The 26,183-nt window shown below is 36.2% G+C and carries 27 protein-coding genes and 1 tRNA gene; 23 read left to right on the forward strand and 5 right to left on the reverse strand.

All coding sequences use genetic code 11. The features are described from left to right. Nucleotides 1–140: 140 nt before the first annotated feature. The 5 genes from G634_RS0105040 (at nt 141) to G634_RS0105060 (ending at nt 5,943) form a co-directional block, all read left to right on the forward strand. The gene (locus tag G634_RS0105040; protein ID WP_026504372.1) at nt 141–1,001 is read left to right on the forward strand and encodes a DUF3990 domain-containing protein; all 861 of its coding nucleotides are present in this window, start codon (nt 141–143) and stop codon (nt 999–1,001) included. Then, nucleotides 988–1,467 carry a hypothetical protein gene (locus G634_RS0105045; RefSeq protein ID WP_026504373.1) on the forward strand — a complete coding sequence of 160 codons (480 nt, stop codon included), beginning with the start codon at nt 988–990 and terminating at the stop codon, nt 1,465–1,467. The genes G634_RS0105040 and G634_RS0105045 overlap by 14 nt, the downstream gene beginning before the upstream one ends. A 143-nt stretch (nt 1,468–1,610) precedes the next feature. Further along, nucleotides 1,611–2,012 carry a TOTE conflict system archaeo-eukaryotic primase domain-containing protein gene (locus G634_RS0105050; protein WP_026504374.1) on the forward strand — a complete coding sequence of 134 codons (402 nt, stop codon included), beginning with the start codon at nt 1,611–1,613 and terminating at the stop codon, nt 2,010–2,012. Between the two features lie 394 nt (nt 2,013–2,406). Further along, nucleotides 2,407–4,140 carry an ABC transporter ATP-binding protein gene (locus G634_RS0105055; RefSeq protein ID WP_026504375.1) on the forward strand — a complete coding sequence of 578 codons (1,734 nt, stop codon included), beginning with the start codon at nt 2,407–2,409 and terminating at the stop codon, nt 4,138–4,140. Between the two features lie 18 nt (nt 4,141–4,158). Next, nucleotides 4,159–5,943, forward strand: coding sequence for an ABC transporter ATP-binding protein (locus tag G634_RS0105060; RefSeq protein WP_026504376.1), 1,785 nt, complete (start codon nt 4,159–4,161; stop codon nt 5,941–5,943). A gap of 156 nt (nt 5,944–6,099) precedes the next feature. Here G634_RS0105060 and G634_RS18075 read toward each other — a convergent pair whose 3' ends face one another. Continuing rightward, nucleotides 6,100–6,411, reverse strand: coding sequence for a GNAT family N-acetyltransferase (locus tag G634_RS18075; protein WP_242826767.1), 312 nt, complete (start codon nt 6,409–6,411; stop codon nt 6,100–6,102). A gap of 18 nt (nt 6,412–6,429) precedes the next feature. Further along, nucleotides 6,430–7,203 carry an ATP-binding protein gene (locus G634_RS21520; protein ID WP_242826768.1) on the reverse strand — a complete coding sequence of 258 codons (774 nt, stop codon included), beginning with the start codon at nt 7,201–7,203 and terminating at the stop codon, nt 6,430–6,432. An 806-nt stretch (nt 7,204–8,009) separates the two neighbouring features. On the opposite strand from G634_RS21520, the gene G634_RS0105075 reads away from it, so the two are divergent. Genes G634_RS0105075 through G634_RS0105100 form a run of 6 tightly spaced genes read left to right on the forward strand, consistent with a single transcriptional unit; the run spans nt 8,010 to nt 12,257 of the window. Then, nucleotides 8,010–8,888 carry a radical SAM/SPASM domain-containing protein gene (locus tag G634_RS0105075; protein WP_242826769.1) on the forward strand — a complete coding sequence of 293 codons (879 nt, stop codon included), beginning with the start codon at nt 8,010–8,012 and terminating at the stop codon, nt 8,886–8,888. After that, nucleotides 8,889–10,067: an MFS transporter gene (locus G634_RS0105080; RefSeq protein ID WP_026504378.1), complete on the forward strand. Its 1,179-nt coding sequence runs from the start codon at nt 8,889–8,891 to the stop codon at nt 10,065–10,067. It begins immediately after the preceding gene. Between the two features lie 2 nt (nt 10,068–10,069). Continuing rightward, complete coding sequence (locus tag G634_RS0105085; protein ID WP_026504379.1) at nt 10,070–10,855, forward strand: radical SAM protein; 786 nt, start codon at nt 10,070–10,072, stop codon at nt 10,853–10,855. Beyond that, nucleotides 10,845–11,636, forward strand: a complete 792-nt coding sequence (locus G634_RS0105090) for a class I SAM-dependent methyltransferase (RefSeq protein ID WP_026504380.1) — start codon at nt 10,845–10,847, stop codon at nt 11,634–11,636. The genes G634_RS0105085 and G634_RS0105090 overlap by 11 nt, the downstream gene beginning before the upstream one ends. Beyond that, entirely contained in the window at nt 11,620–12,021 is a 402-nt protein-coding gene (locus G634_RS0105095) for an ImmA/IrrE family metallo-endopeptidase (RefSeq protein ID WP_026504381.1), read from the forward strand. Before G634_RS0105090 ends, G634_RS0105095 begins: the two co-directional genes overlap by 17 nt. Beyond that, a complete protein-coding gene (locus G634_RS0105100) occupies nt 12,009–12,257 on the forward strand; it encodes a hypothetical protein (protein ID WP_026504382.1) in 249 nt (82 codons plus the stop codon). Before G634_RS0105095 ends, G634_RS0105100 begins: the two co-directional genes overlap by 13 nt. Before the next feature lie 496 nt (nt 12,258–12,753). On the opposite strand, the gene pdxT is transcribed toward G634_RS0105100, so the two are convergent. Together pdxT and pdxS are read right to left on the reverse strand one after the other, a co-directional pair. Then, nucleotides 12,754–13,311 (reverse strand): pyridoxal 5'-phosphate synthase glutaminase subunit PdxT, encoded by a 558-nt coding sequence (gene pdxT / locus G634_RS0105105; RefSeq protein WP_026504383.1) that lies wholly within the window; start codon nt 13,309–13,311, stop codon nt 12,754–12,756. A gap of 6 nt (nt 13,312–13,317) precedes the next feature. Continuing rightward, the gene (gene pdxS / locus G634_RS0105110; protein ID WP_035798974.1) at nt 13,318–14,199 is read right to left on the reverse strand and encodes a pyridoxal 5'-phosphate synthase lyase subunit PdxS; all 882 of its coding nucleotides are present in this window, start codon (nt 14,197–14,199) and stop codon (nt 13,318–13,320) included. Nucleotides 14,200–14,376: 177 nt separating this feature from the next. Between pdxS and G634_RS0105115 the strand changes: the two genes are divergently transcribed. Genes G634_RS0105115 through G634_RS0105130 form a run of 4 tightly spaced genes read left to right on the forward strand, consistent with a single transcriptional unit; the run spans nt 14,377 to nt 16,799 of the window. Continuing rightward, on the forward strand, nt 14,377–14,772 hold the full coding sequence (locus G634_RS0105115) for a C-GCAxxG-C-C family protein (protein ID WP_026504385.1): 396 nt from the start codon (nt 14,377–14,379) through the stop codon (nt 14,770–14,772). Nucleotides 14,773–14,795: 23 nt separating this feature from the next. Beyond that, the gene (gene dtd / locus G634_RS0105120; RefSeq protein ID WP_026504386.1) at nt 14,796–15,242 is read left to right on the forward strand and encodes a D-aminoacyl-tRNA deacylase; all 447 of its coding nucleotides are present in this window, start codon (nt 14,796–14,798) and stop codon (nt 15,240–15,242) included. Beyond that, a complete protein-coding gene (locus G634_RS0105125; RefSeq protein ID WP_026504387.1) occupies nt 15,239–15,868 on the forward strand; it encodes a lactate utilization protein in 630 nt (209 codons plus the stop codon). The genes dtd and G634_RS0105125 overlap by 4 nt, the downstream gene beginning before the upstream one ends. A 19-nt stretch (nt 15,869–15,887) precedes the next feature. Then, on the forward strand, nt 15,888–16,799 hold the full coding sequence (locus tag G634_RS0105130; protein ID WP_051233695.1) for a nucleoside hydrolase: 912 nt from the start codon (nt 15,888–15,890) through the stop codon (nt 16,797–16,799). 68 nt (nt 16,800–16,867) lie between these two features. Here G634_RS0105130 and G634_RS0105135 read toward each other — a convergent pair. Beyond that, nucleotides 16,868–16,953, reverse strand: a tRNA-Ser gene (locus G634_RS0105135). Between the two features lie 269 nt (nt 16,954–17,222). Here G634_RS0105135 and G634_RS0105140 point away from each other — a divergent pair. From G634_RS0105140 to G634_RS0105175, 8 genes are all read left to right on the forward strand, one after another. Beyond that, nucleotides 17,223–18,296, forward strand: a complete 1,074-nt coding sequence (locus tag G634_RS0105140; protein ID WP_026504389.1) for a 6-phosphofructokinase — start codon at nt 17,223–17,225, stop codon at nt 18,294–18,296. A gap of 23 nt (nt 18,297–18,319) precedes the next feature. Next, on the forward strand, nt 18,320–20,224 hold the full coding sequence (dnaX, locus tag G634_RS18085; RefSeq protein WP_081676497.1) for a DNA polymerase III subunit gamma/tau: 1,905 nt from the start codon (nt 18,320–18,322) through the stop codon (nt 20,222–20,224). A gap of 17 nt (nt 20,225–20,241) precedes the next feature. Beyond that, nucleotides 20,242–20,586, forward strand: coding sequence for a YbaB/EbfC family nucleoid-associated protein (locus G634_RS0105150; protein WP_026504390.1), 345 nt, complete (start codon nt 20,242–20,244; stop codon nt 20,584–20,586). Next, nucleotides 20,586–21,185 carry a recombination mediator RecR gene (gene recR / locus G634_RS0105155; protein WP_026504391.1) on the forward strand — a complete coding sequence of 200 codons (600 nt, stop codon included), beginning with the start codon at nt 20,586–20,588 and terminating at the stop codon, nt 21,183–21,185. The genes G634_RS0105150 and recR overlap by 1 nt, the downstream gene beginning before the upstream one ends. 67 nt (nt 21,186–21,252) lie before the next feature. Next, nucleotides 21,253–22,317, forward strand: coding sequence for an aldose epimerase family protein (locus G634_RS0105160; RefSeq protein ID WP_026504392.1), 1,065 nt, complete (start codon nt 21,253–21,255; stop codon nt 22,315–22,317). A gap of 161 nt (nt 22,318–22,478) precedes the next feature. Beyond that, a complete protein-coding gene (locus G634_RS18090; protein WP_051233696.1) occupies nt 22,479–23,750 on the forward strand; it encodes a DUF5711 family protein in 1,272 nt (423 codons plus the stop codon). A 173-nt stretch (nt 23,751–23,923) separates the two neighbouring features. Beyond that, nucleotides 23,924–24,178, forward strand: a complete 255-nt coding sequence (locus G634_RS0105170) for a hypothetical protein (RefSeq protein WP_026504393.1) — start codon at nt 23,924–23,926, stop codon at nt 24,176–24,178. A gap of 154 nt (nt 24,179–24,332) precedes the next feature. Then, nucleotides 24,333–25,379 carry an ATP-binding protein gene (locus tag G634_RS0105175; protein WP_026504394.1) on the forward strand — a complete coding sequence of 349 codons (1,047 nt, stop codon included), beginning with the start codon at nt 24,333–24,335 and terminating at the stop codon, nt 25,377–25,379. The last annotated feature ends 804 nt before the right edge of the window (nt 25,380–26,183 follow it).

Genomic DNA, 26,183 nt, shown 5'->3' on the forward strand with positions numbered 1-26,183 from the left:
TATATTGTATGCCAAAGGAAAGAGACAGTGTATGGGGCTAAAATTTATTTGCAGGAATCTACATAAACTTGTTTGTACAACTTGAACATATATGTTTGATGAACTATAATGGTATTAATCATTAGGCAAGGAGTACAAGTGTGATTAATATAAATTGCGAATATAAAATCAAAGAAGACATTGATTTTATTATTGAGACAGAAAAAATAAATAAAATAGAGTTATCAAAAAAAACCGGTATTTCAAGAGTGACACTTGACGGCATTTCTAAAAATAAAAAAACAACGGATAGTGTTTGCGAAAAGTTTTACTCATATGTATATGAGAGCAATTACAGGATAAATACTGTAAAAGAGGAATTGATAAAAGAAAAGTATGGAGAAGTTCTTTTTCATGGATCAAAGAATGGTTTATCACAGGTTTCTATAAATGGATCTAGAGATAATTGTGATTTTGGCAATGGCTTTTATTTGGGTGAGAACTATAACCAGGCACTTTCTTTTGTATGTGAAAATGAAAAATCTTCAGTCTATTCTTTCAGATATTCTCTTAAGGACCTCAATATTTGTAGGTTTGATTGCTCTATGGAATGGATGCTTGCAATTTGCTATCATCGTGGAACCCTAGGTGCTTATTCGGATAATGAAAAAGTAAGAAAAATCGTAGAAAAAATAAATAAAGCCGACGTGATCATCGCTCCGATTGCTGATAATAAGATGTTTTACGTTATGGCACAGTTTACTGATGGTGAGATAAATGCTGATGTTGCACTTCACTCATTATCGGCATCGAGACTTGGATTTCAATATATTTTCAAGACTGAAATGGCACTAGAAAAGTTGATTCCGATTGAAAAGTATTATCTATGTAGGCCTGAACGTGTAGAATGCAAGAAACTACTCATTGAGCGAGGTTTCGAAATAGATACAAAGTTAAGGCTGGCGAAAAGGGAGTTTAAGACGGGGTTGTATATTGAGGAGATATTCGATGAGAGAATTTGATCATAATGGACTTCTGCTTGCTGAATATCAAGGAAAGTTATTTGAAAAATCTTGCGACTTAAATTGTTCTACAGCAATTTTTTTAAGGAGATTCTTGCATTCTGAATTGTTGAATTCATTAGATACTAATAATCCGTCATTGCTATCGTTGGATGTGAATGAAGGTATTGCAGCCATTACTGAGCAATTTGGTGATACGGATTATGGAAAGATAAAGTACTCTAAAAGTTCATTATTTTGGATTGGATATTTGTATAGATATATTTCATATACAAGAGAAGTATCAACTAGATTTGTTATGGAGTTGTTTGCATATAATCAGCTGAATGATGTATATTACTCCTTTCATACCCAGGATCCGGAATGGTGTATCAGAAGCTTGCTGGATATCAATCAATTGGATGATGACATTTTTGATAACAATCTTCGCCTAAAAAAAATTATGAAAGAAAAAGGAGAGTATTAAACTTCTTTGTTCAATATGTACAAATAAGTTTTGGAATTCGTAATTGTAAAATAAGTAAATGTACCTTATAGTTAATGAAAGATTACAGGCGTTGTTCGATTGTTGTCATTCTGTTGTCAGAAGTAGCGGAAGGATAAAAATTTATGAATGAAGAGCAGTACTTATTGAGAATAAGTCAATTGGAAAAAGAAATTGAATATTTGCATGGACTTCTTGATGAGGCTGGCATTTCTTATAAAAGGGAAGCAAAAGATAATTGTGGAGAATGTAAAAATCAAAAATACAAAGAATTGAAAGGAAAAGTGCTATATGAGCATTTGATGGGGAAGAAAGAGGATGTTTCGGATGTTATAGGATTATATCCGATGTTTCCAGATGAAACCATCAATTTTTTAGTTTTCGATTTTGACTGTCACGACGATAATCTCGAAGGAGATGATGGTGCAAATCCTTATACGGAATGGATGACGGAGGTAAATACTTTCAGAAGGATTTGTGAAATTAATGAAGTTCCAATTTGGGTTGAGCGTTCTAGTACAGGTTAGGGAACTTGAGTGGAAAAACTGTAAATTTTAAATATTGTATTGACAAAGAGCTTCAAATGGCATAACGTAATATTTGATTGTTACAATGTGAACTTTTTCAGAAAGGAGGTAAACGCAATGATTAAGACTAGATATATTGATGGACTGAATATGGTAATTGTGGTTACCTCGCAGAAGTTTGCCAAGTAATTATATTAGGCATATTTTGGCGTGGTATCCGCTCAGGAGACCACGCCTTTTATATTTTTGGGTACATGCGCGCGATGTGCTACAGACGATAACTAGGCGATAGGGTCTCCGATCCTGTCGCTTTTTTATGTAATGGGATATTGAAGGCAACAGGCTAACTGATAATGTGTACAACCCGTGGGGTTGTAGATAGAGGGGTTAAACAATGAAAAAGTATTTGATAAGAAACTGGTGGCGATACCTGATTGGAGGAATCGCTCTAATCTGTAGCACCGCAATTGATGTAATGCTGCCTTTCGTTACCCTGTCCATGGTTGACGATGTCATCGTGGGCGGAAATATGGATATTTTCAGGAGAGATATCATTCTCTTCGTTGCAGCAGGCCTTGGAAGAGCCTTCTTCCAGTTTGTTAAGGAATTTTTGTGTGACATGTCAGGATGCCGTGTGGCGTCCGGTCTTAGAAAAGAAATGATGAAGCACATATTCTCCCTAAACAAGGGTTATTTTGACAAGACCAACACCGGCGAGCTCATGGCAAGAGTCAAGGACGATGCCGGATCAGTATGGGATCTTACGGGCTTTGTAGGTATGCTCCTTACGGAAGCTACTGTTTACTTCATCGGAGTTGTCTTTTGTATGATTGCTCTGAATTGGAAACTCAGCATAGTGCCGCTGGCATTCATGCCGCCTCTTGCATACGTGGCTCTTCATCTTGAGAAAAAGCTTAGCAAGGACTACGACGAAATCAGCGAAAGAAATGCTGCTCTCACCAAGGTTGTTGAAGAGAATATCTCAGGCGTCAGGACTGTAAAGGCATTCTCTGCTGAGGGTCTTGAGATGAAGAAGTTTGATGAGAAGAACGAAGCCTATGGCGATGCCAACAAGCAGTTTGCTTCCGATCTTGCGGACAGCGATCCTCTTATAGGTCTAATCCCCAAGATTATGCAGGTTCTGGTGGTGACCATCGGTGGTTACGCTGCCATTAAGGGCAGCATCACCTACGGTACTCTGGTGGCATTTGTGGCCTACTCTATTCAGATAGTATGGCCAATTGAAAATCTTGGATGGATGCTTTCTCAGGTTTCCCAAGGCTTTGCAGGATACAAGAAGATTAACAAGGTTATGAAGACCGAGCCGGAGATTACAGATACCTGGGCAAAAGAGCTACTTAAGGAAGGTAACAAGCCTGGTGAGATTAGATTTGACCATGTGAGCTTTAAAATAGATGGCAAAACAATCTTAGAAGACGTCAGCTTTAACTTGGAGAAAGGCAAGACGCTTGGAATAATGGGGGCCACCGGTGCAGGAAAGAGCACCATCGTAAACCTCATTGAAAGGTTTTACGACGTCACAAGTGGCAGCATCAAGATTGAGGGAAAAGAAATCAAGAAGATGCCTCTTAGCGATGTAAGGGCCTTCTCTTCAGTTGTAATGCAGGATGTATTTCTTTTCTCAGATACAATCACTGAGAACGTCAGACTGGGATTCAAGGACACTATGGATGTAAGAACCGTTAAGTCTGCCATCAAGAGTGCTCACGCTAAGGAGTTCGTTGAGAAGATTACCGACAGTTATGATGCTGTTATCGGAGAAAGAGGTATCGGCCTTTCCGGAGGACAGAAACAGAGGCTTTCTATCGCAAGAGCTCTTGCCAAGAAGGCAGATCTTCTGGTACTGGATGATTCAACATCCGCACTGGATATGGAAACTGAAGCTGCAATTCAGCAGGAACTTCAGGAAAAGAATGATATGAGCAAGATCATCATAGGACACCGGATTTCATCAGTGAAGGATGCTGATGAGATCCTTGTACTTGAAAATGGAAAGGTGGCCGAAAGAGGAACCCACGCTGAGCTCATCAGAAAAGGAGGTCTGTATTACAGCACCTATGAGGCTCAGTATGGCGACTATCACAAAGCTATGGCTGCCTGTGAATAATAAGAAGGGGGATATTATATGGCAATAAACAGCACCAGAGAGGATGAGGACTTAAAGCAGACCCTAAAGATTGATGTACTAAGGCGCCTTCTTAAAAATCTTTTGGAATACAAGGGAAAGATTGTACTGGTAACAATGCTTATACTGATTACTGTAGCAATCTCAACCACTTATCCTCTGCTGATTGAAAAAGTAATAAACGACGAGATTATAGACAAAAATGTAAAAGGACTGTTCATTATGGCTTGCATTATGGTAGCCATGGCTCTTATACACTACGTAGCCAACAGAATATGGAGGCGCATAATGGCCACCATCTCCAATGATATGGTTAAAAACATCAGAAGAAAGCTCTACGTTCACATTCAGGAACTTGGAGTGGATTTCTTTGATCAGAGACCTTCGGGCAAAATCCTAGCCAGGGTAACCGGTGACGTAAATGCCCTAAAGGAAGTTCTCTCCAGTACAATTACAACCTTATTTCCTGAGGCTATAAGTCTTGTGGCGATTCTTACAATAATGATTGTTAAGAGCCCAGTCCTTTCTCTTTCTGCGGCAGTAGCGGTTCCCATCATCATGCTGGGACTGTTCTTATGCGAGATCCTTGCCCACAAGAGATGGCAAAAATGGAAGAAGAAGGACTCCAATATGACAGCATTTATCCACGAGGGCATTGAGGGAGTATCGGTAATACAGAGTTTCAACGCTCAGGAGGAATCCTCGAGAGAGTTCAATGGAATAGTAGACGAAGTTATCCATGCATTTAGATCCGCGGTGCTCATAGCTGACCTGTACAGTCCTACTATTGAGATTGCAGGTGGTCTCGGAACAGCAACACTGTATTACCTTGCTATCACCAGGCTTGGCGTGACTCAGGAATCACTAGGAACGCTATCAGCCTTTGTATTGTACCTTGGAATGTTCTTTAGTCCCATAAGGAACCTTGCAAGTTACTACAACAAGCTTATAACCAACCTCTCATCTGCAGAAAGGGTTTATGAAATCATGGACATGGAGCCTTTGGTAAAGGATGGCGAAAAGGCCATCGATCTTCCTGAAATCAATGGCGATGTGGAATTTGATCATGTTACATTTGCTTATCCGGACGAGCCTGATGTGGACATTCTACACGACGTGAGTTTTACAGCTAGGCAGGGCGAGACTATCGCGCTTGTCGGCCCCACCGGTGCAGGAAAGACCACCATCGTAAGCCTTCTTAGCCGATTCTATAACACCAAGGCGGGAAGAGTTTTGGTGGATGGATATGATATCAGCAAGGTTACCGTCCAGTCTCTTAGAAATCAGTTTGGAATCATGACACAGGACAACTACCTGTTCTCCGGAACCATAAGGGACAACATTAAGTACGGAAGACCGAATGCCACTGATGAAGAAATGATAGAAGTTTCCAAGGCGGTGCACGCTCACGACTTCATCATCAAGCTAGAGAAGGGCTATGACACAGTCATAACCGAAAGGGGCGGAGGACTTTCCAACGGCCAGAGACAGCTAGTAGCTTTTGCTAGAACTCTTTTGACTGATCCCAAGATACTGATTCTGGACGAGGCCACAGCCAGCATTGACACCAGAACCGAGATTCTGGTTCAGCAGGGAATCGAAGAGCTTCTTAAAAAAAGGACTTCCTTTGTGGTGGCTCACAGACTTTCAACCATCAAGAAAGCAGACAAGATTTTTGTCATTGACGATGGTGGAATTCTGGAGTGGGGCAATCACGAGAGCCTCATGGCTAAGAAGGGCGCTTACTACGAGCTGTACTCCGCTCAGTTTGTGAGAGCCTCATAAGTACCGATTCTTCAAATATGAAGTATTAAGTCGGGGGATTTGCTAATGGATTGAGATATCCACTTTATAATTTGCTAAAACTACAGAAATGGGGAAAGGGTCGGATTTTACTCCGACCCTTTATTTTAATATAAGCCTATTTTAATTTAATAGACGTTAGATATCTTTTGAATACAGAAGATCATTATCGCCACTATAATTAGTAATCTCCTTTTCAAACGAATATCCGTAGTGTTCATACAATCCTACATTTTCTACAGGTGTAGGAATATAGCTTTTTTTTAAGCCATGCGCTTTCAGATATGCATTTGCATGATTAATCAGCTTTCCGCTGATTCTTTGTCCGCGGTATTCTTCAGATACAAATACACAGGATATCCAAGGATAAATATCAGGTAGAGGATAATAATCCTCTTTCATGGCAGATACCATTCCTATTATTTTGTCCTTGCTCTTTGCAACAAACATCGTTTCCCAGTCGGTGAATTACCATTTTCTTACAAGATCTGCAATGTGATCTTTTGCTTCATTCCATGAACAGTTCTCTATAAAAGATAGGAGCTGATTTGCAAGATCAGTTCCTTTATCAACCTTTTCTATAGACAGATCATTAGGAAGATGCCATCCGAAATGATTTGCAACTAAAGCAGCGGTATCTTCAACACTTCTGTTGTTATCACGTTCAACCCAGAAGTAATTACTTTGTTTGATATAGTTATATGCTTCAATGTTTAGTTCAGTCAGAGTCTGCTCGCATGTTGCCTTGGCTTTTTCGTAATCAGTTGCGCTGTGGATAAAATCGCTGAACGGTTTGTGATCTGGACGATTACAATATGTATCCACAATGTTTTCAGGCTTGGAGATCATGAAAGCAATTTTGGAAGGATCTGTAATTAGGTCAGCTTCCTCTAAAACTATGTGAAGATCGCACAAGATAATCTGATCTCTTGAAAGCTTGATCAAATCAAATAGTACATAGTCGAGCTGCTCCCTCTTATTTCCTAAAAGCCACTTCTTGTACTCCTCTACGCTTCTTCCAAAGAACTCATCTGCGTCTCTGAATCTGGTATTCATGGTAGGCTGATGCTCTTTGTCTGACATGAGCTGATGAACTGTAAACTGATCATCAATAACATATACGGGTATACCGTATTTTTCACCGAGTGCTTTAGTGACTGTTGTTTTGCCACCGCAAGCAGTGCCTGAAATAAAATAAACGTTGCGTAAATACTCTTTGATTATATTGTCTTGAAATATCATTTCGATTCTCCTTATATAAATAGTTTTCGTTTCGAGTTAATCGAAGCATGAAACTATTCTATAAGTTTCATGCTTTTAGATATTTCTTAACTTTAAAAACATAACCATATGTTTCATCTCCTTTTCTAATTTTCTAAAATATATATTAAATTATATTATTAAGCATTTTAAGACAGAAAATTTATTATTTTTCATTTGGAATATATGATTAAATGTTTAATTTATTTAGAAACAAAAAGGTACTAGATAGTGACAATACTGAATAAAGGTATATTGCAGGTAAGGTTTGCACGATTATAAGAGAGTTTTATGGAGTCACATTGGTGGCTCCATTTTTTATGGGCGTAATCTAGTTTAGTTTGCGTAGTGTGTGAAATATAGAATGTCACTACGTGGGGATTGATTGGTATTTTAGTCATATTATCGATGCTTAGGATGTATTTTTTGATTTTATAAAAAAAATTACAAAAAACAGAAAAAATATAATAAAGAAAAAAGCAAAATTGTGTGAAAAAACGATTGACTTTAGCACGGTAATAATATAAAATGTAAAACTGTAACGCGTTAAAATGATTTTGAAGGAGGAAAAAACTATGAAACCTATGTTTAAGGTTATTAAGGTTGCTGGATGCATGAATTCATGGGGAAGAACAACTTTAGTATAATTTATAGTGAAAGACAAAAATAAGCGGTCTTTCACTATAAATCACTAGCGGATGCATACTTTTGCTGTTCGCAACAAAAATAATTGAGGGACTATGAAAAAGATTCACAGTCCCTTTAAGAAGAACAATGGAGAAGTAAACATGAAATTTCCTCTAATAGTCAAATGGGCGATAACAGATAAATGTAATTTTTCATGTAAGCATTGTTATAGAAGTCAGCGAAAAAAAGAAATATCGCGAGAAAATGCGAATATGATTATTGAAGAACTCCATAAAGAAAGAGTTGGTTGTGTTGCGATAACGGGTGGTGAACCATTGATGGCAAAGGAGTTCATTTATATTATTAATAGTCTTCATGAAAAAGGTATTGAAACTGAGATTGCAACTAATGGTTATTTTATTACAAAAGATATTATTTCGTTATTTAAAAAGAATGGAATATCAACTATACAAATTAGTTTAGAAGGTTATAACTCGGAACAAAATGATTATATAAGAGGTTGTGGGACATTTGAACATATTGTTAGAAATATAAGATTTTTAGTGTCCTCAGGCATAAACGTTGTGCTGGCTAATACGTTAAATCATGCCAATTGTAAAGATATTGATAATATGGTGAAATTTGCTAATGATTTACGAGTTGCAGCTTTGAGATTTGAAATATATATACCGATACGAGATGATATAAACGGATTGAGATTAGATGAAAAGGATATGCAGTTTTTAAAAAATAAATTTTCTGAATACAGCGGATATAAAAATATCATACTACCGGTATTTCATAGTGCAATTAATTGTGGCGCTGGTGAATATATGACAATGATTAATAGTGACATGACAGTATCACCATGTGACCTGTTATGTGATCATGTAAAAAGTGAATTACATATAGATAATGAACATAGTATCAAATATATATGGCAGAATGATCTTGAACTTAAAAAATGGAGACAACGACCATTTGATGGTTGTATGTTAACTAGTAAAAATCACTTTACTGATTATAGGAGAATGGCTTAAATGAATGCAATAAAAAAAGCAAATCTATTTTTGATACTGAAGGCTTTACTTCAATTCCAAGGTTTTATAGGACCAGTTATTTTTGTTTTTTATACTCAATATATGGGACTGACAACCTCTGAATATCTTATTTGCGATTCGATTTTATTTATCATAATGGCTATTTGTGAAATGCCAAGCGGTATTGTGGCTGATTATATTGGTAGAAAAAAAGCATTAGTGATATCACAAACAGCTATTATCGTTGGAATGATTGTTTTGATTATTAGTGCAAGTTTTTGGGGGGCAGTTATTGTTGCATGTATATATGGCATATTTGGTGCGTTAGAATCTGGTGTAGCAGAATCAGTATTATATGAAACATATGAGTTGAATAAATGCAAAGATGAATATGAATATTTACAGGCAAAAACAGGTGGCATAGGGTTTGTAATTTCTATATTATATGCTGTTGCATCGGGTTATTTGGTAGAATATAAGGTAACATTGCCTGTTATCCTTGATTTAGCGGTATGTGTTATAACTTTGATAGCTTCTGTAATTCTTCTTGAAGATTATAAAAAATATGATAATAAAACAATTGATTTACCTAATAAATCTGAGGTGAAAAATGTAATATTTATTATATTTATTGTGACTATATTATCATCATGTTCAAGAGTAATGTTTTCGTTTTACCAACCTATTTTATTAGAGGCAAATATTCCAGTATTCTTTTTAGGATATGCAAGTGCAATATATAGTCTTGTATCAGCGGGGGCGGCTTTTTTATATAAAAAAATACGGAAAAGTTTATCGATTTCTATGATGTACACTGTGATTATTGGATTACAATTCATTTCTACTTTAGGAATTGGAATAATGCGAAATTATACTGTTGTTGTATTTATTTTAATACAACAAGTGCAGAGGGGATTGATGGGAACTTTTTTGTATATGCAGGTAAACAGATATATTGATACTAATAGCGGAAACAGAGTTTCACTTATGTCTGTTATGTACTGTGGAATAAGTATATTGACAGGAATATCATTATATATATCGTCTGCTCTGACAAATATAGGAAGTATGCGTTTTGCATTATCTATCTATATAGTATTGATAAATGCAGCTTTGATATTGTCTATATTAGTATTTAAGAAAAATGAGAAAAAAATAATAAGATATGATGAGGTGTGAGTATGTTTCCCAGGGGAGCTTTAGTATATTTAACAAATGCATGTACAATGAATTGTAAGCATTGTGGGATTGTTAACAATTATACTCCATCTTTTTTGGATGATGAAAGTTTTGAAGCTGCGATGGATTTATTAACTGATATGAAGTGTTATATAGTTGCAATTTCAGGTGGAGATCCTATTTTACACCCTCACTGTTTTGATTATATTCGTGAAATACGTAGCCGAGGAATGCTTCCAGTATTAGGAATATCTGGAATTGAACTTAATGATAAAATTATCGGTCAGATAAAAAAAGCAGAAGTGGGATGTGTTCAGGTAAGTCTTGATGGGACTAATGAGTCAGAAAATGCTATTTTTAGAAAAAAAGGAAGCTTTGCGGAGATTATAAAAAACATAAAACTAATGCAAAAAGTTGGTATCAGGGTTAATATTGCTACATGTTTAGCAAAAGAGAATGTGTCGAGATTAAACGAAATGTTGATACTGTTCAAAGAGTTAAATGCATATCAGATAAAGTTGCAATTTTGGCAAAATATAGATGGAAACACTGAATTTCATGAATTGAGTGTTTCTGATAAAAAAGATGTTTATAGGAAAGTGAAAGAATTTGTTGATGTAAATAATGTTCATGGATGGGCAAATATTGACATTGCGTATAAGAGAAAACGTGCAGAAGATAAATTTATTTTATATCCGGATGGCAATGTTTATAACATGGAAAAGGGATTATGTATCGGTAATATATTAAAAGATTTTGAAAGGATTAAGACGTATTATGAAAAATGATTATTTGTATGATAACTATAGATTGGTAGAATTCTATGATGATATGTATAACTATGATGATGATTTTGAACTGTGGAAAGAGTATATCAAATCTGGTATGCAAGTGTTAGAGATGGCATGTGGCTCAGGAAGATTAACGAGAATAATCGTAGAAAACATTGCAGGTGTTACTGTAGATGCACTGGATTATTCTAAAGAAATGCTGGAATTGTTAGATAGGAAAAAAAGCTTTTTTGCTATGAAGCAAGAATCAAAGATTAATCTTATAGAAGCGGATATGAGAGAATACAAAACTGAAAAAAGATATGATGTAATTATTATTCCATCTAATTCGTTGAACCATATAGAAGAAAATGAAGATATGGAGAATCTGTTGAATAATTTATATTCTATGCTAAAACCCAACGGATATTTGTTATTTGATATTCTAAACCCTATTTTTTCATTTCTAGTACATGATGAAAATGAATGGCATGACGGCAATGTGTATTACAAAGAAAGTTGTAAAAAATATTTTTATTCTGATGAAAAATCTAAGTATGATTATTCAACTCAGATAAATAGTGTTAAATATAGATATTTTTATTGCAATAAACAAGGTGATAAGGATGCTGAGAGTCCTGAGTATAATATGGATATAAAAGTTAGGTTATATTTCCCAAAAGAAATGGACTATTATGTTACTAAATCAGACTTTACAAGTGTAAAGAAATATGATTGGTATGATAGGCGCCCATATATAGGAAAAACTTCGGAGCAGATTTATGTATTGCAAAAATGAAAAGATACGCAAATATCTTGAGGATAAATGCAAAAAGTATAATGTAAAAATTGATATTAGTCATGAGTTAACAAAGTGTGGAGCGGTGAACTACTATTACAAAGGAAACTATTATATTCTAGTTAATTCTAAGATATCAGATGATGACAAAATTTTTGCGATATTACATGAATTGAGTCACATAGAATTGAAACTTATTGGTGAAAAGTTTGAAAAAAAGTCATCAAAGTCAATTACTGAAAAGATTGTCAATTTGAATGTGATATTCAAAAATAAAGAGATTATCATGAATGGGAATCTTTTTATGCTTATGTTATTTGCAGTTGTTTCAGAGACTTTATTGGTAAAAAAAATTGTATTTGGAGAAAGAAAATGTACAGATTAAATAATCAATTAATAGTAAGAGAAGATGACAAATCTTTGTTTTCATTAGATAAAATGGAGGTATATGAGTTTAATGAAGTGGGTTTCGAAGCAATTAATCTTATTCATAATGGCAACATAGAGTCATATAGTCAGTGGGAGCAGGAAGTGAAAAATATAAAAGGGGCAGATGTGAGCGAAATGAAAGATTTTTTTCAAGGACTAATAGATTGCAATATAATTGAGGAAGCATTATAGAGTATACGATTTCTACAGGATTATATCACTGATTATTTCTATAAGTGCGATAACAAGATACTTTCTGGATTAGGACAAGCTTATGCCTGCGGCGGAGAGAATTTACAGAGAATATAGATAAGGTCGGAGGAGATGGCACGGGAGCGTTTACTTATGAGGCTATAAAGGTATATTGCAGGTAAGGTTTGCACGATTATAAGAGAGGTTTATGGAGTCACATTGGTGGCTCCATTTTTTTATCTAAAAATATTTAAAAAAGGCTGTTTTTTAGCGCATTACGTACCACTACGTTTATAATCAAGCGAAAGCGTGTCTGCGACGAAATATACAAACAGTAAAACGGACTATATAGAAACAATAAAGTATGACTTCTTGCTGAGATTTAGGATAATCATCAGCAAGAATCCTGCTTCGCAGGACAAAATTTGTCTTGACGCCAAATTTTGGTCTGGTACGGTTATTGATTTTCCTGATGAAAACAATAACCTATAGAATACTAAACCATTGAAAGAAACTTTTCATGAATTCTCATATCATTTGTTAATTCAGGATGAAAAGAAAGTCCAATTTGATTTTGGTATTTTACACCTACAATATGGTCGTTTATAGATGAAAGGATTTCCACACCTTCGTTTAACTTTGTAATATATGGAGCGCGGATAAATACCATTGGAAAATCCTTTATTTCATCAACATCTCCATTTGCTTCAAAACTGCCTAGTTGTCTTCCGTAAGCGTTTCTTCTTACAGTAACTGGAAGAGTTTTGAGGTAAGTGGCATTATCATTTTCTATTTTTTCTGCCAGAAGAATTAGTCCTGCACAGGTTGCTAGAGTAGGTAATCCGTGACATATTTCTGTTTTAATGTTATTGAATAAGTTAAGCTCGCACAAAAGTTTTCCCTGAACAGTACTTTCGCCGCCAGGCAGAATGATTCCATCGACATTTTTGAAATCCTTTTCCTGCCTGATTTCTTCGCATTCTACTCCAAGTTTATGCAATGCTTTTTCGTGTTCTAAGAAAGCGCCTTGGACACAGAGTACTCCTATTTTCATCTGAATTTATATGCCCCTTTCTTCCATGATTATCTTTATTTCGCTTGGATTAATTCCCACCATCGCTTCGCCTAAGTCTTCTGAAAGCTTTGCTATGAGTTTTGCATCATTATAATTTGTAACAGCCTGAACTATTGAAGCAGCTCTTTTTTGAGGATTTCCAGACTTGAAAATGCCGGAACCTACAAAAACACCTTCTGCACCAAGCTGCATCATCAAAGCAGCATCTGCAGGAGTGGCTATGCCGCCTGCAGCAAAGTTTACAACAGGAAGTTTGCCGTTTTCGTGAACATATGCAATCAGATTGTATGGAACACTTAGTTTTTTGGCTTCTTCATATAGTTCATCTTTGGATAAAGAAACGACTTTCCTTATCTCAGAATTCATTTTTCGCATGTGGCGAACAGCTTGCACTACGTCCCCTGTGCCGGGTTCTCCTTTTGTTCTAATCATAGAAGCTCCTTCATTTATTCTTCGCAGTGCCTCACCCAAATCTCTTGCACCGCAAACAAAAGGAACTTTAAATGTCGTTTTATCAATATGGTAAACATCATCTGCAGGTGATAAAACTTCTGATTCATCAATATAATCTATTTCAATCGCCTCTAAAATCCTTGCTTCAACAAAATGACCTATACGGCATTTGGCCATAACAGGAATACTCACAGCTTCTTGAATTCCTTTAATCATTTTGGGGTCACTCATTCTTGATACTCCTCCGGCTGCTCGAATATCGGCCGGTATGCGTTCGAGTGCCATTACAGCGCAAGCACCTGCTTCTTCGGCTATTTTTGCTTGTGTGGGTGTAGTGACATCCATGATTACTCCGCCTTTTAACATCTGTGCCAGTCCCTTGTTAAGTTCGTATTGAGTATATTCAGTATTCATTATATGCCTCCTTCGATTAAGTTAGAATGAGTATATAGTCAAACTGATGATAACAAAATTGCCAAAATACATCTTTTTTACATTCCAGATTAATACCAGTAGTTGAAGAAAAAAGTCACGTAGTTTAATATTAAAAGGGCAAATATTCAATTTTTTTTCATGAAAAAGGAGAGCTATATGACTATAAACGAAAGAGCTGAAAAAGCAGTTTGGTTAAAAACGCAAGGTGGGTATAACTGTTCACAGGCAGTTACTGCAGCTCTTGCTGATGAAACAAGCCTTTCCGAAGAAGAACTTAAACAGCTTTCTGCTGGATTTTGCGCAGGAATGGGCAATCTTCAGGCAACTTGCGGTGCTTTAATCGGAGCTGGCATGATAGCTGGACTTAAAACAAAAGGAAAAGGAACTCTTGCGGTTACCAGGAGTATTCAAGAGGAATTTGGCAGACGATGCAAGGCTATTAAATGTGGTGATTTAAAGGCAATGACAGATGGAAAACCTTTATGCCCATGCGAAGAATGCGTAAGGAATGCAGTACTTATTTACGGTGAAAAACTAATGAATGAGAACTAGAAAATGTCTGAAAGGAAATTATAATGAGGGCTGTAGTAACCAGAGTAATATCAGCATCAGTAGAAATAGATGGCAAAGAAGTTTCTGCAATTGAAAAAGGCTTCCTTGTTCTTCTAGGTGTACATAAAGATGATACAGAAGAAGATGCAAAGAAAACAGCAGATAAAATTTGCGGATTACGAGTATTCGAAGATGAAAATGGCAAAATGAATATAAATCCAAAGGATGCAGGAGCAAAACTTTTGATAGTAAGTCAGTTTACGCTTTTTGCTGACTGCAAATCAAGAAGACCAGGATTTACAGAAGCTGCCAGACCAGAAATTTCTAATCCGCTGTATGAACTGGTAGTAGCAGAATGTAAGGCTAGAGGTTTTGAAGTTGGAACCGGAGTATTCGGAGCAGATATGAAAGTTAAATCCGTAAATGACGGACCGGTTACTATTATTTTAGATACGAGGTGTGGACTATGAATGAAAATATATTTAAGAGAAACGAACTTCTTGCAAAAAAAGTAATTTCTGGACTTGAATCACGCAACATGAAAGGTTACTATGCTCAATCAAAGGAAGAAGCGCTTAAAATAGCTCTTTCTCTGATCCCTAAAAAGAGCAAAATCGCAATGGGCGGCGCACTCAGCGCACATGAAATAGGTCTTGTAGATGAATTAAAAAATGGAGATTATAACTTTATAGATAGAGATAAGGCAGCAGATAAAAGAGCTGCAATGCTTGAAGGATATGATGCAGATTTTTTCCTTTCAAGTGCAAATGCAATTACTGAGGACGGGGTGCTTGTAAATATTGATGGAAATGCAAACAGAGTATCAGCTATAGCCCAGGGACCCAAAAAAGTACTCTTTATCATAGGGATGAACAAAGTCTGTGATGATGTCGATGGAGCTATGAAAAGAGCTAGAAATGTAGCAGCGCCAATCAATGCTCAGAGGTTTGGACTTTCAACACCATGTGCAAAAACGGGATCTTGCATGAACTGCAAATCTCCTGATACAATTTGCTGCCAGTTTCTTATTACGCGTTTTTCCAGACATGCAGATAGAATAAGCGTAATTATGGTTAATGACGAGCTTGGATTCTGATAAAAAGAAAAGAGGATATATGGGGAATAGTAAAGAATTTCAAAGCTTTTTAACAGCGTTTGATATTCCGGATTATAAGAAAATACGAGTGATAGTAGATACTGATGCAGCTTGCGAGGCAGACGATCCATTTGCAATTGTTCATGCGCTTCTAAGTCCAAAGCTCATAGTAAAAGGAATTGTTGCAGAACACTTCAATGAAAAAGGCTCTATGGAAAAAAGCTATAAAGAAATCCAGACTATACTTGATGCAATGGAAATAAAAGTACCTTTTTTTCAAGGTCAAAGAGGAGCATTAAAAGATGATGATGTTACATCTGAAGGGGTGGATTTTATCATACAAGAAGCGCTAAAAGATGACGAGAGACCGTTGTATGTTTTGTGCCAGGGAGCGATTACCAACGTTTCTTTTGCTCTTAAAAAGTGTCCGGAAATAAAGGAAAAACTAACAGTAATATGGATAGGAACACATGGACAGGCACCGTGCAAGGCACCTTTTAGAGAGTTTAATGCAGGAAATGATATAGAGGCGGCAAACTATATACTGGAAAGTGGGACGAATCTATGGCTGGTTCCTTCAAATGTATATATTACAATCAATATCGGGATAGCAGAAATAGTAAAAAGAGTGCGTCCGTGCGGCCAAATTGGAAAGCATCTTTGCGATAATCTTATAGCATATAATAGCTCTGAATTTGCAGGTTGGACACAGGGAGAAAGCTGGTCTCTAGGAGATTCACCGGCTATAGCAATTGCTGTTAATCCAGGCTGTGGACACTATTTAACAGTCAAGGCACCGCACGTTTTGGAAGATACTTCGTCTGAGAAAAAAGATGATAATCCAAATGTAAGAATATATACTGATGTTGATTCAAGATATATTTTGGAAGATTTTATTTCTAAACTTGAATTGTTCACTCAAAACAAATGATTTTAGAAGTGATTTGAAATGAAATAGCAAAAAAGAACAGGTTACCACATAAGGAAACCTGTTCTAAGCGCAGAGCGTGGGATTCGAACCCACGCACCGTAAACGGCCTAAAGCATTTCGAGTGCTCCCTCTTGGACCTCTTGAGTAGCTCTGCATGTAAAAGTGATTGATATATAGCAGTCGCAAAACAAGCTGTTTTAAGCAGTTTGCTCGCGCATTTACCATTATATTACCTAAATAAAGTCTTCGTCAAGATATACCAAAACATGTTATAATAAAAAGTAGTGTTATGGTTGCGTAAATGAGCAATAAGTAGGTGGATAGTAACGTGTTAAGGGTAAAGTTCACAGATAGCAGAAAATACTTTGGCGTTTACTGCAAAGGAGAACTATTCAGCTTTCAAAAGTAGGAGGTTGAGTTAAAATGATGAGAATTGGAATGCTTACAAGTGGTGGAGATTGTCAGGCTTTAAATGCTGCTATGCGCGGAGTTGTAAAATGCCTTGCAAACAGCGGACAGCCAATGGAAATTTATGGCTTTTTGAATGGCTATAAAGGGCTTATAAATAGTAATTTCAGAATGCTTACAGCTGATGATTTTTCTGGAATACTAACACGAGGTGGAACAATTCTTGGTTCTTCCAGAACTCCTTTTAAAACAATTCATGAGCCTGATGAAAATGGAAATGATAAAGTCGAATCCATGAAGCAGACCTATTACAAATTACAGCTTGATTGTCTTGTCGTATTGGGCGGAAACGGGTCACAGAAAACTGCAAATCTGCTTAGAGAAGAGGGACTTAATATTGTATCGCTTCCTAAGACAATTGATAATGACCTATGGGGCACAGATATGACTTTTGGATTTCAGAGTGCCGTAGATGTTGCAACCAACGCTCTTGACTGTATACATACAACAGCTGATTCTCACGGAAGAGTTTTCATTGTTGAAGTAATGGGACATAAAGTTGGATGGCTTACGCTTAATGCAGGTCTTGCAGGAGGCGCTGACGTAATACTTCTTCCAGAGATTCCTTATGACATAGACAGTATTGTCAAAGCTATAGAGAAAAGAGCTGAAAAAGGCTCAAGATTCACAATTCTGGCAGTAGCAGAAGGAGCAATTTCAAAAGAAGATGCAAAGCTTTCCAAGAAAGAATATAAAAAGAAACTCGAAAATTCCAAGTTCCCATCTGTTTCTTTTGAAATTGCAGATCAAATACAGAAAAAGACTGGAAGAGAAGTTAGAGTAACAGTTCCTGGTCATATGCAAAGAGGTGGAGCACCAGATCCATATGATAGAGTTTTTGCCAGTAGACTAGGAGCAGTGGCAGGACAGCTTATTCTAGACAAAGAGTATGGCTACATGGTAGCATACAAGAACCGGGAAATTATTAAAGTTCCGCTTCAGGACATAGCCGGCAAGCTGAAAAAAGTTCCAGCAGATGCCAGCATCATAAAAGAAGCCAAGATGCTAGGAGTATCCTTTGGCGATTAAATAATAAATGATAGGATTTTTTTATGGCATACGTTGCATTATATAGAAAATTTCGTCCACCGACATTCGAAGATGTCAAAGGACAAGACCACATAGTTACAACATTAAAGAATCAGATAATGTCAGATAGAGTTGGACATGCTTACCTGTTCTGCGGAACCCGTGGAACAGGTAAAACTTCGGTTGCCAAAATTTTGTCACGTGCTGTAAACTGTGAGAATCCACATGATGGCAATCCCTGCGGTGAATGTGAGACCTGCAGAGCAATTGCCGAGGGGCGATGTGTGGATGTAGTTGAAATCGATGCTGCATCAAACAATGGTGTCGAGAACATCAGAACGATAATTGATGAAGTGTCATATTCGCCTACAATGGCAAAGAAAAAAGTATATATAATAGACGAGGTGCATATGCTTTCAACAGGCGCGTTTAATGCGCTTTTGAAAACACTTGAAGAGCCTCCGGAATATACTATTTTTATATTAGCGACAACAGAAGTACAAAAAATACCGATTACAATTCTGTCGAGGTGTCAGAGATATGATTTCCACAGAATCACAATAGACACTATAGAAGACAGATTAAAAGAAGTCACTTCTGCAGAGAAGATTGATGCAGAAGAAAAAGCACTTCGATATATAGCAAGAGTTGCAGATGGCTCAATGCGTGATTCACTTAGTCTTTTGGATCAATGCATAGCCTTTAATTTTGGAGAAACACTCACCTATGATAAAGTATTGAATGTACTAGGCGCAGTGGATACATCAGTTTTTAATGATTTGTTTGAGGCAATCTACAACGCAGATGCAGAAAGTTCTCTCAAAGTCTTAGCAGATGTCGTAATAAAAGGGCGAGAACTAACACAATTTGTTAATGACTTTGTCTGGTATCTTAGAAATCTGATGCTCATTCAGACAGCAGATAATGTAGAAGATGTAATAGACATTTCTAGTGATAATCTTGTTGTTTTGAAAGAAGTTGCAAAGAAAGCTCAGATGAATACAATAATGCGTTATATTAGTGTCTTTTCTGAATTGTCTTCAAATTTGCGTTTTGCCACGCAAAAGCGTATTCTGATTGAAATGACTCTGATAAGGCTTTGTAGACCTCAAAGTGACAAAGATTCATCTGAGGCGTTGGAAGATAGAATTAGGCTTCTCGAAGATTATGTCGGACAGACCAAAAGAATAATGAAGCAGCTTCAAAACGGTGAAATAGCAGTATCTTCCTCCAAAGCAGAAGGCGTTGTTAAGGAAGATAAAGGTGAGCCTCTAAAACTTGATAGAGCAGTTCCTGATGACATAAAAAAAGTAGTTGAAAATTTCAGAGCGTTTGCTGATAGAATAAAAGATGCTGCATTAAGATCATATATTCGGGCAGACAGACCAAGGCTTTCCATGAGCAGTGATAATAAACTTCAGCTTGTTTTTTCAAATGAAGTTCGTGGAAATATGGTTCTTAGCCAAAAAGACGTACTTGAAAAAGAACTTGCCGAGTATTTTCAAAAGGAAGTGCCGGTTGAAATTAAATCGCTTGCAAAGGGAGAAAAATTCAACACAAGTTATGTTGATCTTGAGTCGAATCTTTCAGCTATAAATTTTGACATAGTGACAGAGGATGAAGAGATTCCACCAGAAACTATTAAAGAAACAGCAAGGCAGGAAGAAAATGCAGTTTCAGAGACAAATAAAGAGTTGACTATTGATGATACTGTAGAGGAAATTGAAGAGAATAAGACTCTGATAAATGATGATATAGAAGAACCAAATGATGAGTTTGGCTTTGAAGAAAAAGATGATGATAACACTGAAGATGGTGCAAATGAAGATTTTCCACCTGAATCTGAAGGTTATTATGCAGAAGACGAGGACATTCCAAGTCAGGATGCAATAGATCTCTCTATGCAGATGGCTAGAGAAAAAGAATGATTTTTTAGGAGGTTTTTATGAGTAGACGTGGAGGATTTCCTGGAGGAATGCCAGGTAATATGAATAATTTGATGAAACAGGCGCAGCGTATGCAGCGCCAGATGGAAGAGAACCAGAAGGCTCTTGAGACAAAGGAATTTACAGCAAAAGCTGGTGGCGGAGCAGTTGAAGCAACAGTTACAGGCGGAAAAGAAGTAAAATCCATTAAGATTTCCAAAGAGGCAGTTGATCCAGATGATGTTGAAATGCTTCAGGATTTAATTGTTGCTGCTGTAAATGAAGCACTTAAGCAGGCAGAGACAGCAAGTGCAGAGGCAATCAACAAGATGACAGGTGGCCTTGGAGGAGGATTTGGATTCTAATGGATCTATACAGCGGGCATGTAAATAAACTCGTTGATGAACTCTCATCATTACCGGGTATAGGCGGAAAGTCGGCACAAAGGCTGGCTTTCTATATAATCAATATGCCGGTGGATCGAGTACAAAGATTGGCAAATGCGATTACTTCTGCGCGCGAAAATGTTCATTACTGCAAAAAATGTTGTACACTTACAGATGAAGAACTTTGCCCTATTTGTTCAAATGAGCAAAGAGATCATACTACAATAATGGTCGTTGAAAATAGCAGAGACCTGGCAGCATATGAACGAACGGGGAAATATCACGGAGTATATCACGTTCTTCAGGGCGTGATATCACCAATGATGGGAGTTGGACCTTCGGATATCAGATTGAAAGAACTAATACAAAGGCTGCAAACAGAAGATGTCAAAGAAGTGATTCTGGCAACAGGATCAAGCCTTGAAGGCGAAACGACTGCGATGTATGTCAGCAAACTGATAAAGCCAACCGGAATAAAGTGCACCAGAATAGCAAGTGGCGTTCCTGTTGGTGGAGATTTGGAATACATTGACGAAGTTACACTTTTAAGAGCGCTCGAAGGACGTACTGAATTGTAGTTGATAATAAAACTATGTAAGAAGGGAGAAACTATTACAGCAAAACTGTTTTAGTAAAAAGAGGGACATGAGTATTAAACGTGAGTTTATGGGAGAAACAAAAGACGGAGCACCAGTATATCTGTATCATCTGGTAAACAGTAACGACATGGAGGTTACTGTTCTTAACTATGGAGTAAATCTCAGAAGTATTTTTGTAAAAGATCGTGATGGTGCTAGAAGAGATGTTCTTCTTGGATACGAACCTTTTGAAGAGTATTTTGTAAACGATGTATTTCTTGGAGCAAGTGTCGGACCAGTAGCTAATCGTACAGCAAACGCAGAGTATGAAATCGGTGGCAAGAAATGTCATATGAGCGTAAATGAAAACGAGAATAACCTTCATACTGATTTCGACAATGGTTTCCACAAAAGAATCTGGGATGCAGAGGAAAAAGATAACAGCGTATTATTTACTTTGAAATCATCTGATGGAGACCTTGGATTTACAGGAAATCGCACTTTTACAATCGAAGTATCTTTGTCTGAAGAAAACGAAGTAAAACTTCATTATCATGCAGAAAGTGATGAAGATACATATATCAATATGACAAATCACGCATACTTTAACCTTGGAGGACAGGATTCTGGATCAATCCTTGATCATGTAATGCAGCTCAATGCATCAAATTTCACACCAGTACAGGATGGAAAGTCTATTCCTACAGGAGAAATCAGAAGCGTAGCAGGAACACCAATGGATTTTACATCACCAAAAGCTATCGGTAAAGACATCGATGCAGAATATGACCAGCTAAAGTTCACATCGGGCTATGACCATAATTTCATTATTGATGGCGCGGTAAATGCTGATGGAACAGTTAACACCGAGTTGAAGAGCTTTGCTAGTGTAACAAACCCTGCGACAGGAATTACAATGCACTGTTTTACAACACTTCCGGGATTTCAGTTCTATAGTGGAAATTTCTTAAAGAGTAATGTGGGAAAAGACAATGTTAAGTATGTAGCAAGAGATGGTTTCTGTCTTGAAACACAGTACTACCCAAATGCTATCAATACACCAGCATTCCCAAGTCCTGTTTTCGGAAAAGATAAGGTATATGATACAACAACAATTTACCAGTTTAAGTAATTGTTGATATCTAAAAGTAATTATAAGCGGGTAAGTAGCGGCGAATAATAGGCTGCTGTTTACTCGCTTAAAACATACAACATTAACAATTCGTAATAGCTGTAAAAAAGTGATTTAAAAACGATTTGTACCTAAAATAAAAACACAATAGGTTGGTATTTATGGCAGAAGTCAGAAATTTCAGAGATTATAGAAATAACAAAAAAATATCAGAAGAAATTGATGATGATCTAGTAGATGAAATGGCTGATGACAGCTTTTTATATGTAGATGAATCAGACGATGAACCCTCTTATCAAGAGAAAATTCGTAATCATAAGTTATTGGTTTTTTATCGAACGATATTAACAATGATAGTTGCTGCGGCAATAGTGGTCGTAGTGTATATAAATTGGAAAGAAAAAATCTATACAGAGGCAAGAGAATTAAGCAGTATTTCTCTTACAGGAATGGATGGAGTAAGCGTCTATTCTCTTGGAAGTTGCATTCTTAGAGTCAGTAAAGATGGAGCAAACTGCATAGGCGCTGATGGAAGCGCTAAATGGGATCAATCCTTTGAAATGCAGCAGCCTATTGTAAGAATATGTAATGAGACAGTAGCAATTGGAGATAAAAACGGAAATATAATCTATGTTTCTAATCTTGGAGGAAGTAAAGGAAAGATAAATACTAATCTTCCAATAAAGGAATTCTGTGTATCCTCACAGGGCGTTGTTTCGGTTATTCTAAAGGATGGAAATGTTACTCGAATAAACATTTATGATTCAAAAGGAACAGAACTTGCAACAATAAAGGCAACAATGGCCAATAGCGGATATCCGGTTAGTATGTCATTATCTCCTAATGGTCAGCTTTTGGGGATATCCTATCTGGGAGAAAAAAGCGGACAGGTAGGAACTAAAGTTACCTTTTTTAATTTTGGAGACGTTGGGCAAAATAAAACGGATAATATGGTTAGTTCCTTTAATTATGATAAAAGCGTAATTCCGGTTGAACAGTTTTTGAATAGTGATACTAATTTTGCAGTTGCAGATGATAGAATTCTTTTTTTTAAAGGAGCAGAAGTTCCCAAAAATCCTATAACAAACTTACTACCAAATAAAGAGATACTAAGTGTATTCCATAGTAATAATTACGTAGGGTTAGTGTGTGCAGGCAATTCTGAAAAAGGAGCATATGAATTTCTTGTATATAATTCAAGCGGAAAACTTGTACTTACACATTATTTTGATATGGCATATACCAACATAGTATTTTCAGATGATCAGTTTACTATTTATAATAGTGAAGAATGGGTATTGTGCGGACTAGATGGTACACAAAGATATAAAGGTAGATTTGATAACACGGTGCTGTCTATAATTCCTGGTCCTAGCAGGAGCAGATTTACAGTTGTAACCGCAGCGGATTTAAAACAAATAGAGCTACGTTAATAAAACTTCTTACTGATATTGTTATAATCGGGTAATCAAACTTTGACAAACCCTCACAAAGTTTGATTACCCAAAATGAAATAAAGCGAATAAAATGATTAGGGAGCTGAATCTATATTATGTAGGTTCGGCTCCTTCGAAATTATATAAAAATCTGATATATAACTCTAAATATGGATATAACTAAGTTTGGTCAAAAACAAAAATGCTTTCTTGCTCTTAAAATAGGTGAACGAGCTTCTTTATATTTTAAAGAAGACATTATTGTTGCAGTAGTAGGCTTTATCTCGGTGAGCAACAGAATAGACAGGATATCTGTTGCTATAAGTCAGGCCAAGGCTGATATCGAGGTGTACATGGTAAAAAGTTCGAATTCAGAAGTATTTGGAGTAGCTCTTGATAAAATGAGTAAAAACTTTATATCTTAATCTAGTGTGATTATGCTTGGATATATTTGGTGGTGAAAGTATGTAAAAGTATATAAGTATCAGAAAGTATATAACAGTATATAGATTGAAGAAAAGTATATAACAGTATATAATTTTCGTAGAAGTATATATTTTGTTATAATCGGAGGACTATATGGAAAAAAATCCATTTGCAATTAATTTTGGAAAGGTTCCAAAACTATATATAAATAGAGATATTTTAATAGAAGAAATTACCGATGAACTTCTTTCTGAAGATGCACAGAACCAGTGCTTTATGCTGACGGGGACTAGGGGAAGTGGCAAGACAGTTACTATGACTGCAATAGAGAAAAAAATAAGCAAATATGATGATTGGATAATTATACGACTAAATCCAGCTCGAAATATGATTGAAAGTCTGGTATCTAAGCTTTATGATAGCAGAGATTTTCTGGCTAAATTCATAGATGCTAGTGTCAATCTTTCAAAATTCGGTATAGGTGTAAGTGTTTCGTCTAAACCACCTGTAGCTGATATTGAGTCTGCACTGGAAATAATACTTCGCAAGATCAAAAAAGAAAAAAGAAAGCTTCTAGTTACAATAGATGAAGTGTCCAACACATCTTACATGAAAGAATTTGCTAGTTGTTTTCAGATAATTATCAGAGAGGAACTTCCTATATACCTGATAATGGCAGGGCTTTATGAAAATATTTATAATTTGGAAAATGAGAAGGATCTTACATTTTTATATCGAACACCTAAATATGATATGGAACCTCTAAACATTACACTCATAGCAGATAAATATGAAAAGACCCTTGGAGTAACTCATGAAGATGCGCTCAATATGGCAATAACTACCAAAGGTTATCCTTTTGCATATCAGGCCCTGGGAAAATATCTCTGGGATTCTGAAGATAAAAAGTTAAGTGATGAGGTACTTACAAAGTTCGATGAAGCTTTGAGTCATTACGTATACAAGAAGATATGGTCTGAACTATCAGAAACTGATAGGTGGTATATGTCTTTTATTGCAGCCAAAGACAGTATGACAGTAAATGAGATCCTGGAATTAACTAAAAAGAAGAAAAATGAATTCTCTCAGTATAGAGCAAGGCTGATTCAAAAAGGTCTGATTGATGCATCAACAAGAGGAGTTGTTAAGTGTAAGCTTCCTAGATTTGATGCTTTCATTAAATATGAAATGATGTTTTAAATACGCTGATGTTTAGACACATTGGGTATCCATATTATTTAAGCAAAAAAAGGTAAACAAACTTTGATTACCTTTATAATCATCAGTAAGGAGTTTTTATTTTGGCCAAAACACTACTGAAAATTATAAGCAAGTAAAAAGGATGAGTAATGAGTAAAAATGCTTGAGTAATAACGTTAATCAAACAATAAAAACTAATTTGAAAATCGGGATGATTGGATATATGTTTTAGCTGGAATACTTAGTTAAATTGCGAGTTCGCATTTGAGATTTTTGCTGTGAGTTAATGGGGATATATGTTAATTATGAGACTATAAAATTATGAAGACAGAAATAGGCAATACAACCCGTTGAACGAAAAAAAGATAATAAAAAAATGTATATTAGTACTTGAAAAATGAATTACAAGGTGGTATTATATATAACATCCGCTGCGGCAAACTTGATTGTTTGAATCCGACGGATGAAAATAATTTTAAAAAAGTTGTTGACAAACAAACCAAAATGAGTTAAGATATAACACGTTGCGGCGAGCAAAACAGTCACAACAAACTAAAGAACTTTGACAATTAAATAGTAATGCAACCCTGAAAATTCCAGCGTTTCAATTAGATTGAAACAAAAGAAATTCAGAGAACAAAACCTAACAAGGTAAATTATGATTGGTATAGCCACCAATCACCAATTGATTTCAAATCAATTGCGGAGCAGAATTATTCTGAGAAGTCAGTGTAATTCTGAACCAGAGAATGATTAGTATATAAAACTGAGAGTTCGATCCTGGCTCAGGATGAACGCTGGCGG

This window comes from Butyrivibrio sp. NC3005, assembly GCF_000424545.1.
Classification (GTDB): domain Bacteria; phylum Bacillota; class Clostridia; order Lachnospirales; family Lachnospiraceae; genus Butyrivibrio.